At 63.1% G+C, this 12,673-nt stretch carries 11 protein-coding genes; 3 read left to right on the forward strand and 8 right to left on the reverse strand.

The annotated features are described in order from the left end of the window. The first annotated feature begins 77 nt into the window (after positions 1-77). On the forward strand, positions 78-1,484 hold the full coding sequence (dacB, locus tag ABWK72_RS23545) for a D-alanyl-D-alanine carboxypeptidase/D-alanyl-D-alanine-endopeptidase (RefSeq protein WP_367872022.1): 1,407 nt from the start codon (positions 78-80) through the stop codon (positions 1,482-1,484). Positions 1,485-1,496: 12 nt separating this feature from the next. Here dacB and ABWK72_RS23550 read toward each other — a convergent pair whose 3' ends face one another. Further along, on the reverse strand, positions 1,497-2,306 hold the full coding sequence (locus ABWK72_RS23550; protein ID WP_367872023.1) for a PDZ domain-containing protein: 810 nt from the start codon (positions 2,304-2,306) through the stop codon (positions 1,497-1,499). A 127-nt stretch (positions 2,307-2,433) separates the two neighbouring features. Here ABWK72_RS23550 and ABWK72_RS23555 point away from each other — a divergent pair, with 127 nt between their 5' ends. Continuing rightward, entirely contained in the window at positions 2,434-3,339 is a 906-nt protein-coding gene (locus ABWK72_RS23555) for a hypothetical protein (protein ID WP_367872024.1), read from the forward strand. A gap of 308 nt (positions 3,340-3,647) precedes the next feature. On the opposite strand, the gene ABWK72_RS23560 is transcribed toward ABWK72_RS23555, so the two are convergent. The 7 genes from ABWK72_RS23560 to ABWK72_RS23590 form a co-directional block, all read right to left on the reverse strand. Continuing rightward, positions 3,648-4,247, reverse strand: coding sequence for an alpha-ketoglutarate-dependent dioxygenase AlkB (locus tag ABWK72_RS23560; protein WP_367872025.1), 600 nt, complete (start codon positions 4,245-4,247; stop codon positions 3,648-3,650). A gap of 49 nt (positions 4,248-4,296) precedes the next feature. Beyond that, positions 4,297-5,601 carry a hypothetical protein gene (locus ABWK72_RS23565; protein ID WP_367872026.1) on the reverse strand — a complete coding sequence of 435 codons (1,305 nt, stop codon included), beginning with the start codon at positions 5,599-5,601 and terminating at the stop codon, positions 4,297-4,299. Next, entirely contained in the window at positions 5,598-7,502 is a 1,905-nt protein-coding gene (locus ABWK72_RS23570) for an RNA polymerase sigma factor (protein WP_367872027.1), read from the reverse strand. The genes ABWK72_RS23565 and ABWK72_RS23570 overlap by 4 nt, the downstream gene beginning before the upstream one ends. 171 nt (positions 7,503-7,673) lie before the next feature. Further along, entirely contained in the window at positions 7,674-8,987 is a 1,314-nt protein-coding gene (locus ABWK72_RS23575; protein ID WP_367872028.1) for a DUF1552 domain-containing protein, read from the reverse strand. After that, positions 8,984-11,305, reverse strand: coding sequence for a DUF1592 domain-containing protein (locus tag ABWK72_RS23580; protein ID WP_367872029.1), 2,322 nt, complete (start codon positions 11,303-11,305; stop codon positions 8,984-8,986). The genes ABWK72_RS23575 and ABWK72_RS23580 overlap by 4 nt, the downstream gene beginning before the upstream one ends. A 45-nt stretch (positions 11,306-11,350) precedes the next feature. Continuing rightward, positions 11,351-11,683 (reverse strand): type II toxin-antitoxin system HicB family antitoxin, encoded by a 333-nt coding sequence (locus tag ABWK72_RS23585; RefSeq protein WP_367872030.1) that lies wholly within the window; start codon positions 11,681-11,683, stop codon positions 11,351-11,353. Continuing rightward, positions 11,680-11,934 (reverse strand): type II toxin-antitoxin system HicA family toxin, encoded by a 255-nt coding sequence (locus ABWK72_RS23590; protein WP_367875376.1) that lies wholly within the window; start codon positions 11,932-11,934, stop codon positions 11,680-11,682. Before ABWK72_RS23590 ends, ABWK72_RS23585 begins: the two co-directional genes overlap by 4 nt. A gap of 111 nt (positions 11,935-12,045) precedes the next feature. Here ABWK72_RS23590 and ABWK72_RS23595 point away from each other — a divergent pair, with 111 nt between their 5' ends. Beyond that, positions 12,046-12,672: a hypothetical protein gene (locus ABWK72_RS23595; protein ID WP_367872031.1), complete on the forward strand. Its 627-nt coding sequence runs from the start codon at positions 12,046-12,048 to the stop codon at positions 12,670-12,672. Position 12,673 lies beyond the last annotated feature (1 nt).

Raw genomic sequence — 12,673 nt, forward strand, 5'->3', positions numbered from 1 at the left:
TGTGACCGGAAAAACATCCGCTGGAAATCCCGCTCTTTCACTTCCGGTGGTGCCGGGTGCTGCCCTAGACTCGCGGCGTGCAGGCTTCCAGCATCTTCAAGGGCGCGCTCTTTCTCTCCGGCTGGGCGGTGGCCGGGTGGCTCATGTTCATGAAGCCCTTGGAACCGCTCAAGATAGGAGCCGTCGGCAAGAGTTCCGGGCCCGTCGGCAAGGCCTTCGACCAATGGGCTGCGACTCCGGCTTTGAAGGGTTCGCTGCTCGCCTTCTGCGTCCTCGACGAGCGCGGCGAGCCGATCTTCGCCTCGCCCTTGGCGGGGACGGCCTTGTGCCCGGCATCCGCGTTCAAGACCGTCACCACGGCGGCGGCACTCGAGTTGTTAGGACCGGATTACCGCTTCGAGACGATCCTGAACGCGACCGCTCCGTCCGGCGACGGGGGCCTGCTGCACGGCAATCTGATCCTGGTGGGTAGCGGTGACCCGACCCTGTCCTCCGGGGACATCGAAGAGCTTGCCGCCCAAGCCGTGAAGTCCGGCCTGAAGCAGATCGATGGGATGGTGCTGGTGGATGCTTCGGCCTTCCCACCGCGTCCCGCGAACGATCACTGGAACTGGGGCGACATCGGTAATGCCTACGGGGCCGGTGCCTTCGGCATCAATGTCGACCACAACCGGATGATGATCCGCTGCGAGCCGGGCGGCAGGGAAGGGGACGGCGTTAAAATCGCGGGCACCACACCACCGGTGGAAGGCATCCAATGGCTGAACTATCTCGGCACCGGCGTGGCGGGCAGCGGCGATCGCGCGGTGATTTACTCCGAGCCCTATGGCAAGACGGTCACCCTGCATGGCACCGTGCCTGCGGGTGAAGCCGGGTTCGAGGTCTCCGCGGCGATTCCCGATCCTCCGGCACTCGCGCAGCAACTTCTCAAGACGGCACTCGAAAAGGCCGGTGTGAAAGTCCTCGGCCAAAGCGTCAATCAACAGGGCGATTTCATTCCCCTCGCCACCCATCGCTCCGCGCCCCTGCCCGAGATCATCGATCACCTCCACTTCGTCAGCGACAATCTGGAAGCCCAGTGCCTCTTCCTCACCATGGGCCGGGTCCGCCAAGGCGATCCGGCGGCCGTCCTGAAGGAATTTTGGGAATCCAAGGGCGTCGCGTTCTCCGGCCTGCGGCTCATCGACGGCAGCGGACTGGCCCGTGCCACGATGATCCGCCCCATCGATCTGGCGAAGATCAACCACATCGCCCGCAAGGGTCCGCAGGGCGAGCGCTTCCGCCAAAGCCTGAAACCCTATCTCGATGGCAAGGTGCGGGCGAAGCTCGGTGCCATGTCCGGGGTGAAGACCGAGGTGGGATTCCTGATCCTGCTCGATGGCCGCGAGCTGACTTACGCCCTCGTGGCCAACGGGCTTGATCCCGAGCTGGATTACTGGCCCGTGCGCCAGCAGCTTCTCGAAACCGCGCGTGAGGGGCTCTAACAAAAGTGCGGCTTACTCGCCGTCTTTCTCGTCCTTGTTGACCTGCTTGCGCAGCTTGCGGAGTTGGGCGCGCAGTTCGTTGATGGCCTTTTCCTGGCGGTCCAAGCGGCGCTGGATTTCGACGAAGGGTCGCTCGGGCTGCTGCGGAGTTTGGGGCGTGGCGGTTGGCTCTTCCGGGGGCTTCGGTCCCTTCGGGGACACGCTCAGGGTCTTGCGTTCGCCGCGGTGGATAATTTCCAGTGCGAGCGGCTTGCCTTCCTTGCCAGCTTTCTCGACGGCATCTCTCAGTCCTTCGAGCGTGGTGACCTTGCTGCCATCCGCGGAGATGATGATGTCATCGACTTGAATCCCCGCTTGGGCTGCCGGGGTCTCCTCCTCCACCCGGCTGACGCGTGCCCCGGCGTCTTCCTCAAGACCGAGGTGGGCGCGGACGAAAGGTTCGATGGGTTCCACTGCAACGCCGATGAGCCAACGCGGCGGGACTTGGATCTCCTGAGCAGAGCGTTCAAACTGCTGAAGCGGCCAGTTTTCGGCTCTCTGTTCCAATTCACGGAGCTGGACTCGCCGCTCTTTAAGCGCCGGACGATCGGGCAAGGTCACCTTGCCGCGTGCACGTTCCTGGATCCGGCGCTCCATTCGCTGCTCGCCGTGTTCGCGCATCGGTCGCTCGATGCCGGGCACCGCCGGCTCTTCGAGGTGCTCTTTCAATTCGATGGGCGGCTCGGGAGCTTTCGGCGGCTCCGGGGTTTCCTGGGCGCGCGCGGCGAATGCCAGGGACAAGGTGGCCAGGGCGACGGTTGAAATGGGTCGGATCGTTTTCATGGTCGTGATACGGGTGAAAGCGAGCCAAGCGGGGCGTTCTTGTCTCGCCGGATGGTAAAATCCGCCGGGTCCGGGAATTTACAAGGGCTTGACGGACCGGCGCAGCTTCGCGAGCAAGGGTAACTGCATGAAAGCCCTCTTCCTCCTCGCGCTCGCCCTGCCTCTCCAAGCCGCGCCTTCGGACGAGGAATTGCTGAAATTCGTGAAGGAGCGGGCGAAGCTGGAGCGCCTGACGCCGCAGCCGGTGGACATGGCGGCGAAGGTCTCCATGCTCTGTGGCGCTGACACGGGGCGGAAGCCGGAAGGTCCGCATGGAGGGGCGAAGTTCCTGGTCTACGGGAACGATTCCGCCGCGATGCCCGTCTTCGATCCTTGGGGCAGCTTCCCCGAGGGCAGCCTGCTCTTGAAGGAGAAGATCGGACGCGAGGACGGCAAGACGCAGCTCTTCACCGGCATGCTCAAGCGCGAGAAAGGCTACTTCCCCGAGGTCGGGGATTGGGAGTTCTTCGTCACCGATGGAACAGTTTCCAAAATCACGGGGAGGGGTAGAATCGCAAACTGCGCTTCCTGCCATGACGACTACGAAAAAGGGGATTACGTGACCAAGGCCTACGCATCCCCGGCTCAACTCAGCGGTGGCCGGATCGTCCTGCATTCCAGCACCGCGCAGGTCCAGGGCGAGAAGCTCCAATATGAATCGAAGAAGGAGAAGAACACGCTTGGCTTCTGGGTGAACCCCGCCGATTGGGCCTCATGGCATTTTAACGTCGCCAAGCCCGGCACCTACTCGATCCATGTCTGGCAAGGCTGTGGCAAAGGTAGCGGCGGCAGCGAGGTGGAGATGAAATGTGCCGGTCAGAGCGCAAAATTCACGGTGGAAGACACCGGTCACTTTCAGAATTTCAAGGAGCGCGAAGTCGGCAAGATCACCTTCGACAAAGCGGGTCCGCAAGCGCTTGAGGTGCGTGCCCTCTCGAAACCCGGAGCCGCCGTGATGGATCTGCGGCAGGTGATTCTCGTGCCGGTGAAATAGGGATAGTAGCTCTGCCAAATGCGGGAGCCTGCTCTGCCCGGGCCTCCATCTTTCGTGTGCAACACAGTGGCAGCCCCACTGGGACCGCCGGGCACTGCCCGGCAGAGTGGTCCCTGACTGCTGGCATCCGGTTCGGTCGGCAGAATCGCAGCGGCGCTATCCGCCAGAGCCCCGCGATCGGATTCGCCGGGAGGGACCGTTCTGCCGGGCGGTGCCCAGCGGTCCCAGTGGGTCCGTCCGTCTGCGTCAGCGTCGGGATTGTCGGGAACAGGTAGCTGCGGGCTAGGGCGGAGCCCGCCAGCGGCTCCTTACCGGATCATCTTCCGGAACGTCAGATTGATCCGCGGGCTTTTGATCCTCGCCGCCTTGGGCAACTGGTGATGCCAGTGCGTTTGCGTCTCATCCTTCATCACGAGCACACTGCCATTTTCCAAGACAAGGGAGATGGTCTCTTTGGTCCGCTTGTGACGGAAGGAGAACTTCCTCCCGGCACCCAAGCTGACCGAGGCGATGCAGGAGTTCGCCTCGATGGACTTCTCGTCATCGCTGTGCCAGCCCATGCCTTCGCTGCCATCGTGATAGAGATTTAAAAGGCAGGCGTTGAAGGATGCCCCGGCATGGGCTTCGACCATTGCTCTCAATTCGAGCAGTTCCTCCGTCCACGGTAGCGCCTGTTTGGTGGTACCGGAGTAGGTGTAGGAAAGATCCGAATCGGCATACCATGCGACCTTGCGCGCGGTGACGATGCGCTTGCCGAAGATGACCGTCTCGTCGTTTTTCCATGGGACCGTGACGAGCAAAGCATCGCGGTAGCGGTCGGCATCCTGCTCCGGGAGAATGCGCCCGTGGTAGATGACGGTGCCGTCGCAGGGGAGCAGGTTGATGCCGGTTTGTTGGAAGAGATCCATCGGGTCCAACCGGATAGCACCGGAACCCTGATCTGCAAATCACCGCCTCTCACCCGTCCTCGAACTCCTTGCGCATCCCTTCCGGCAGCTCGTTCTGCTCAAGCCACTTCTTCGCTGCGGCGCGGTCCTCAACCATCCATCCGGTGATGACGTGCCGGTAAAGCTGCGCCCGCAATTCCTCCGACTGGATCCGCGGCACCTCGGCCAAGGCGATCGCGGCGTTCCCGGAGGTCGGGCGCGGGGTCTCCGGCTTCTCAAATTCATCGGGGATGAACATCGATCCGGAGCGGTTGTTGTCATTGTCCACGGCTCCGGCGATCAGGCCGGCCATGCGCTCCTCGGGGATCTCATCCGAGTAGCGCCGCATCGTGGAAAACAGCAGTGAAAGGTCGTCCTGTCGGGCCAGGCCACCCAAGGCTCCGCGGAGCGCCGACTCACGCGTCTTGCCCGGGGCGATCTCCTCCAACGATTTGAGGGCTCCGGGCAGGTCGGACTTCACCCATTCATGGTAAACCGCGTGACTGGACCAGGGTTCCACCAGATCGGGGAATTCGCGGAGCAGGGAAAGCCTGGCTTCGTGGCCGGGGAGGCCTGCGAGCAGGAGGTGGAAACCCTGGGTCTTGAAAGGCGGATCGAGCGAGTCCACGAATGGCCTCATTTCCGCCATCGTCAGGTTCTTGAAGGTCGGGCGGGCGTGAAGGGTTACGTAATCCTTCCACTCCTCGGGGACTTCCCGGATGGCGCGGGCGATGCGGGGAAGGTCATTGCCCAAGGCCTCGATGGCCTTGCCGATCATCGGCGTGACGTTGCCGTTGTTGTCGTTCTTGAAGGTTCTCTTGAAGTAGTCCAGCAACGCATCCGGGTCTTTCCCGATCCAGGCGGTGGTCACCATGAAGCCGCGGAATCCCCGTGCCTTGGCCCATTCCATCGCGGCATCCGGGTCGGCCTCGGTCCATGCTGCGACCAGTAATTGCTCGACACCCCCGGGTTCGGGGCGGCCGGGCTTGCTCCAAATGCGGAGACACTCATTCGAGAGCGCCCGCTTCCAATCCTCCGGCTTGAAGCGCGATACCAGATCGAAAACTCCCTGAATGCGGTCCGCATCATTTTCCATGGCAGCCAGCGCGCGAAGTTGCTTGGCCAAGCCGTCGCCCTCAAGCGGCGGCAGGTCTTGCTTCTCGGTCGGCACTGGGAGGAACGAGGAGGCCGGGGATTCCTGGGACTTTGCTTTCGCGGGCCGGTCAGGGGCCTTCTGCGAAGCTTTGGAATCCGCATAGTGGCGGCCGCCCACACTCAGCGCGGACATTCCAAGTAGCAGGGAGACCACGGCGATGGTAGCAGTGCGGGCCTTCATGGATTCGCGACCGGTTGGGTTTCGAGGGCTTCGCGGACGCTTGGCGGAATTTCGTTTTCCGCCATCCATTTGCGGGCGGCCGGTTCCCTTTTGGTTTGAAGCCATGCCTTAAGATTGCGGGTGAGGGTCTTGTCGCGGAGTTCGCTGTCTTGAATCCGCAAACTCAGCTCTGCTCCGAGATAGGGGCCGCAACGGTCGCCCACCAGCAGCATCAGCGGATCGCTGGTCCACTCCGGGTGCCGGTCGAGAAAGGCGATGGCATCCGCCTCCTCCAAGGAACCGAGCCGCGTGAGGATTCCCGCCTTGGCTTGCTCGCGGACATTCGCTTCCGGTAGCTTGTCGATCGCGGCAACGGCGCTCTCCGGGTTCGGGTGGTACCAGTCTCTGAAGAAGTTTTCGATGTCGGTCAGTTGTCTCGCATCCTTGTCCGCAAGAAGCAGCTCGAAAGCCTTTGCGTGTTGGTTGTAGTCCCCGAAGGTGTCGAGATTCGCCGCAATGATTACGCTACGCTGCGGGCCATCACTCACGACGGCGATCAGCCGTTCCAGGTCATCTAGCCCCAGCTTGGCACTGATGGCCTTGAGAGCACCGATCCGGTCCTTTTCGTCCGGGATCACTTCGAGCGCCTTCACCGCGGCGGCTGGGTCCTTGGGTGCGAGGCTTGCCAGCACTTGCTCCAGAGGCTCGCGCGCCTTCGCGTCATGGCCGGTGGCACCCGGGAGATTCCGGGTCACCCAATCGATCGCGGCCGCGGGGTCATTTTCGCCCCAGGTCTTCAGGATTGTCGGGGGGATTTCGCCAGGCAGGGTTTTCTTCGCCCATCCCGCGGCGCCGAGGGGATGGCGCTTGGTCCATGCCGAGAGAAAGAGCCGGAAGTTGTTGGAATCCGCTTCGACACCGAGCTCCCGGAGTTGCCCCGCGGTTTCCTCGAATTGGTCGGATGCCAGTTCGCCGATGAAGATGAGCATCTGCCGGGGCTGCTCGACGCGGCTGGGGAGTGCCAGGATCGAGCGGAGGCGTTCGAGCCGTTCCTCGGCGCTGGCGGTATTCCGCCTTTCGTTGCGGGCGCGGGGCGGTGAGGTGTCGCCGGTGTTGGTCGCAGAGGCGGCGGACAAGGCGTCATCGGATGCTTGTTTCTCCGGACTACTACGGAAGGCGTAGCCCAGCGAACTCATGAAGACGATGGCCGCACCGGCGATGGCGGACTTCTGGACGGTGGTCATGGCAAGATGGAGATTGAGGCCCTGCGGCGCGAGCGGGACGACGCCCTTCGACGCGGTGCTGATGGAGAAAACGAGCGAGCCCGATACGGGCGCTGCTGCGTGGGCGGGAAGGAGAGTGGCGAGAGCGGTGGTGGTGGTGGCGATGCCGCGGCTTGCCAGCAGTGAGCGGAGCTTCTCCAGCGCGCGGCTGGCGCGCTTTTTCACCACTGCCTCGCTCACCCCGAGCTGGCGGGCGACCGCGGCGTGTGGTTCATCGCGGTAGTAGCGGAGCAGCAGGACCTCACGGTCCGCGGCAGGCAGGCGGTTGACCAGTGAATCGACGAGCGGCGCCAGCGCCGACCAATCGGGTGAGGGCGAGGGGTCCATGGCAGCGGGGTGGTGGGTGGCGAGTTCGCGCTTTTTCCGGCGGTCCTCGGAGCGCACGAGATCGATGGCCAGATGCTGCGTCACCCGGTGCAGCCAGGCACTCAGCGAGACATTTTCCGGAATCAGCGCCGCACGCTGGGCCAGGCGCATGAAGACATTCTGAGCCACATCCCGGGCCAGGTCTTCATTGGCCGTGACCCGCCGCGCGACCCCGTGGACCATCGGCAGATGGCGCTCGACCAAGAGCCGGAAGGCGGCTTCATCGCGGCCCTCGGCAAATCGGTTGAGCAGGTCCCGGTCCGGTAATTCCATGGTTCAACCGCTATCCGGCAGGCGTCGGAAAAAGGTGACCGTGGAATGAAGTTTTTTCAAGATCGCCGGATAGAGAGGCAGGGATCGCTCTCCAAGCGGTCCGGCGGATGGCGGCCCCTCTGAGCGAACCAGCTTTGTTACGAGGCTTCAGGCCGTCCCCAGCCTGCCCTTTCAGGACAATCCCAGCGCCCCGCCCTCGCTGAAGCCCTGGTGGCCGAAGCTCGGGATGTGGTGGCCGAAGGCGTGGGCGACCGACATCCAGAGGCGGTTGTGGGTCACGTTGTCGAACTGCATGGCCTGCCCGGTCTTGAAGCCGAGACCGCCGCCGACGAGGACGAAGGGGATATTGTCCAGCGAGTGGCTGTTGCCCTTCCCGAGTTCGTTGGTCCAGACGATGGTGGTGTTGTCGAGCATGCTGCCCTGGCCGCCCGGCTCGGGGATGGCGTCGAGCTTTTTGGCGAGATAGGCGAGCTGCTCGCAGAGCCAGATATTGATCTTCACCAGCTTCTCCTGGGCGTCGGCATTGTTGTCCGGTTCGTGGGAGAGGCCGTGGTGATCGTCGTTGATGTTCAGCCAGCGCATGCGGGCCTGACCGACGCTGTTGGTATACTGCAGCGTGGCGACGCGGGCCATGCCGTTGGCGAAGGCATTTACCAGCAGGTCCGCCTGCATCGTGCTGATCTTCGGGATGCCGTCATTGTCCAGAGAGACCCCTTGCTCGAGCGCGGGCGGCGGGAACATCAGGCTCACGGTATTCGCGCTCTGCAGGTCCTTCTCCATCTCGCGGACGAAGGTGGCGTGCTTGTCGAGCAGTTCGCGCTCCTCGGGATCGATCTTCGAGGCGATCAGCTTGAGGTCGTCGCGCACTTCATCCAGCACGCTGCCGACATTCTCGCGGTCCTTGGACTGGCCGTAAAGCTTGTCGAAAACCGCGTAGGGATCGCTTGAGGGAGCAAGCGGTTGATTGGGTCCGGCGTAGGATTCGCGGGTCCAGGGATCGGCGCGGTTCGGCACCGCCACGCCCAGCTCCAGCGAGCCAAAACGCGTCGCGGTCTCGGGCCGTGCCTGTAGGAAATTGCGGATCTCCTGGTCGATCGAGATGTTCCGTGCCCAGCCGGCCGGCTTGTCGCTGCCGCCCTGGATATTGCCGGGCAGCAGTTCGTCCGCGGTGAGCAGGCAACTGATCCCGCGCATGTGGCCATCGCCATCGCCGCGGATCTTATTGCAGACGCCCTTGAGGGTCATCATCCGGCTCTTGAAGGATTCCAGCGGCGCGAGGATGCGCTTGAGCTGGAAGTCCGGGCCGGTCTGGTCCGGCCAGAATTCGTTCGGGATCGTGCCGTTCGGCGTGAAGAGGAAGATGATCCGCTGCATCTTCGCGCTGGCATTGCCTTGGGCGAGCGAGGGCAGGGCAGGCAAGAAGGGCAGCGCGGCGGCGGAGAGGCCGAGCTGGCGGAGGAAATTGCGGCGGGTTGAGACGTTCATCGGCTTGCTTGATCGGGATGCACCACGCCGTGGAGCGCGGCGAGGCGGTTCATTTCGACGAGGAGTTGCCGGACATTCTGTCCGGAAGCATTGAAGACGGTATCGAGTTTCACCAGGGTATCCAGCCCGTAGGCGGCGGGATTCTGCTTCAACTCGTATTGGAGAAGCAGCCGGATGAATCCGCGGCGGGCGGACTCCGAGTTCACCGCGTGGGTCGCCAGATCGCGCGGACCGTGGAGTTTGAGCAGCTCGCCGTCCTGGGTGAGGTAATCGACCACAGGATCGATCGGACGGTCTTTCTCGGTGGTGCGGAAGCGACCCACCGCATCGAAGTTTTCCAGCGAAAAGCCCAGCGGATTGATCGTCTCGTGACAGGTCATGCAGTTGGCATTCCGCGTCATTTCCGCGACCTTCTCGCGCATGGACATCTTCGGATCGAACTTGTGGTCCTCGAAGGCGATCGCTTCCGGCGGGGGCTTGAGCAGGCCGCCGAGCACGTTGCGCGTCAGGAAGACCCCGCGGTGAATCGGCGAGGTGGTGTCGTGATGGGCGAGGCGGGCGAGCAGGTAGGGGTGGGTCAGCACGCCGGCGCGCTGCGCGGGATCGAACTTTACCGGTTGGAAGCCGCCGCCCTCCGGCATCGGCATGCCGTAGAACTTCGCCAGCCGATCGTTGAGGAGCAGGTAGTCCGCCTCTAACAGCTGGCGGTAGTCCGACTTCTCGCTCCACACCACCTGATCCACGAAAAGCTCCAGCGAACGCCGCAGGTCTGCCACCAGCGCCGCATCGAAGTCCGGGTATTCCGCCGCGTCCTTCTGCAAGTCCGCCTCCGCATCGAGCTTCAGCCAGCGCTGGAAGAATTCGCCGGTCTTCGCCTTCGTGCGGGGATCGCCGATCATCCGTTCGGCCTGCGCTTTCACCTGATCCGGCGTGCGCAGCTGGCCGGACTTCGCCGCATCGCCGAGCGCCTTGTCGGGAAGAGAGTCCCAGAGACCCAGGGCCAGCCGCGAGGCGACCGTGTAGTCATCCTTGTCCTTGCCGAGTTCCGGGTAAAGAAAGCGCGGCGAGGTGAGGATCAGGATCACCGCGCGCTTCACCGCTTGATCCGGCGAGATGCCTTCCGCGAAGGCATGCTCCACGTAAGTCTGCCGCAGCTCATCGGTGAGCGGGCGGCGGAAGGCGCGCTCGGCAAAGGTGGCGCAGAAAGCCTTCAGCCCCGGCACCCGCTCCGGGTCATCGTCCTTCACCCCGCTCAGCCGCCGCAAGCGGGCGATGACCGAGTTCGAGACATCGACCGCAGAGGCAGTCACGGCCTCGTGCCATGCCTTCGAGATTTCCGTGCCGCGCTCGTAGCCCTCGCTGGCATCGTCCGGCGGGAAGGCGGTATCGGCGATGGTCACATGGGCCGCCTCGGCAGGGGAGAGGTAGGGTGTGGCCAGCACCGTCCAATCGGCGCGCGGCTGCTTCCACTCCAGCTTCACCATCCCGCGCTTTTCCTGGAACTTGAAGTAGTCGAGGCGGAAGGGGTAGCTGCGCCCGCCGAGCAGGAAGATCCGCTCGGTTTTCACGCGCACCTCCGCGCCCGAACTCACCCATTCGTCGATCAGGGCGGTCTGGCGCTTGGCCCCGCTGTCGTCGCGGAAATTGCCGTCGCCCTCCTGGCGCTCGCCGTTCACATAGACCCGCGCGCCATTCGGGGTGCTGAGTCGGAACTCATACCAACCGGTCGCCGGAGCGATCAGCGAGCCGTCCCACGCGATGGAGAATTGGTCCGCGGAGATGCCCTCCACCGGCGGGCCTTCGGCGAAGTCGAACTCGAGGCGCTGGTCCTCGCGGTCCGTCACCTTCTTCGCCTTCTTGTTCATCCCGTCGGACTGGAAGTACTGCGCCTTCAAGCCTTTGCCTTCGCCGGGGACGGTGGTCTTGCCGAAGCTGCCGAGCAGGTCGGCGATCGATTCGCGATACTGGCGGTTGGTCAAGCGCGCCACGGCCAGCTTCGGCGGGGCGGTATTCTTGGCGCGGGCCTCCGGCGAATAAAAGGCACCCATGATATACTCGGCCACGCGGTGCGACTCCTCCGCATTCAGCAGGTCCGGATCGTCTTCCGGCATCCGCTTGTCGATGTATTTCGACAGCGAGACCAGCGAGCGCTCCCCGTAAAGGGGCTCATCCACCTCGTCCGGCACGCCCTCGCCATTCTTGCCGTGGCAGGAGGCGCAGTGCTTTGAATAAATGGCATCTCCCGCCAAGGGAGCCTCCTGCGCGAGCAGGGAGGCGGTCAGCCCGAGGAAGATGGAGATCCGTAGCACTTCACGCATACGGCATCGGAGAGGGCGTTTTTTCGAGAGAAGTTCGCTAACAGTTCATGGTTCCCGCGATGCGAGTTGCTCAAGACGCAGGCTGATCCAACTGTTGAGGCTTTCACCCTCTTTAGTGCTCAATTCAAAAAGCTTGCGATGCAATTCAGGGTTCACTCGCAAGAGGAACTTTCCCGAGAACGGCTTGTCGGGCTCCTCATTGCGGCTTGCGCAAAAGTCCAGGTAGTCGTCGATGGACTCATGGAAGGCGATTTTGAGTTCCTCGACGCTGCGGCCTTGGAAGGTAACCACATCCCGCAAGCCGAGGACTTCGCCATGGAAGATCTCTGCTTCGTCGTCGAATTTCACGTTTCCGCTGTAGCCTTTGTAGGTCATCATGGTGTTACTCCTGCCTCAATTAAAAATCTTCTCATCGATTTGACGGCCCCCTTGTCGGTGTCCGGCTGGGGGTGAGGACGATGAAACACCGCTCTTACGCCATGGAGAGCGATCCGCACCCGTGATCCGCTGCCCTCGCTGATCTCCGCCCCGCATGTCCGTAGGAGCGACTCGATGTCGGCCCAAGGAATGCCAGAAGAGACCGGATCCTTGTAAATGGCTTCAAGGGTGCGGCGCTGTCGATTGTTCACGCTGGGATTATGGTATTGTTTTTCGGTATCAAAGCAATGGGAAATTAGCGGCTCAAAAGGACAATAAACTGTTCGATTGAACAATTTAAAAATCCGTTCTAGCTTTCCCACGTGGCCACCGCGGTGATCGAGGACCTGCGCAAGCAACTGCGGGAGAAGTTCCCGCAGGCGCATGTGGCATCCCTGATGACTCCTGCCGGGAAGCCGGATCCGGGCCAGCCTTTTGATCCCGCATTTTTCCCACCGGGGATGATTTCCGAAGTCCTCGGCACCGGCCTCAGCCTGCTGGTCGCCGGCCTTTTGGGAGAACCGGACGCCATCGCGCCGCTGCCGGATTTCATCCTGGTGGATGGCGGCGACCATTTCGATCCGGCCTCTTTTACGCAGGAAGCCTGCTCGCGGCTGGTTTGGGTCCGCTGTGGCACGGCCATGGAAATGCTGAAGGCAGCCGACCTGCTGGTGCGGGACGCGAACATCCCCTTCATCCTCCTGGATACCTGCGGCATCGGGCGGCGGGAGCTGAGCGGCATCCCGGCCTCCGCATGGTGGCGTTTGAAGGCCGCGGCAGGCATCGGGAATTGCCGGCTGGTGGTGATGTCGCCCTTCGCCCAAGTGCCCTGCGCGGGAGTGCGGATCGCCCTGAATGCCCGGCTGGGCCTGGAGGATTTCGAACTGCCGCGGCGCGAGCTGATCGGGCGGCTGCGGGTGGTGCCGGAGCGGATGAAACGAGCGAATTGAA

Source organism: Luteolibacter sp. Populi (genome assembly GCF_040801775.1).
Lineage (GTDB): Bacteria > Verrucomicrobiota > Verrucomicrobiia > Verrucomicrobiales > Akkermansiaceae > Haloferula.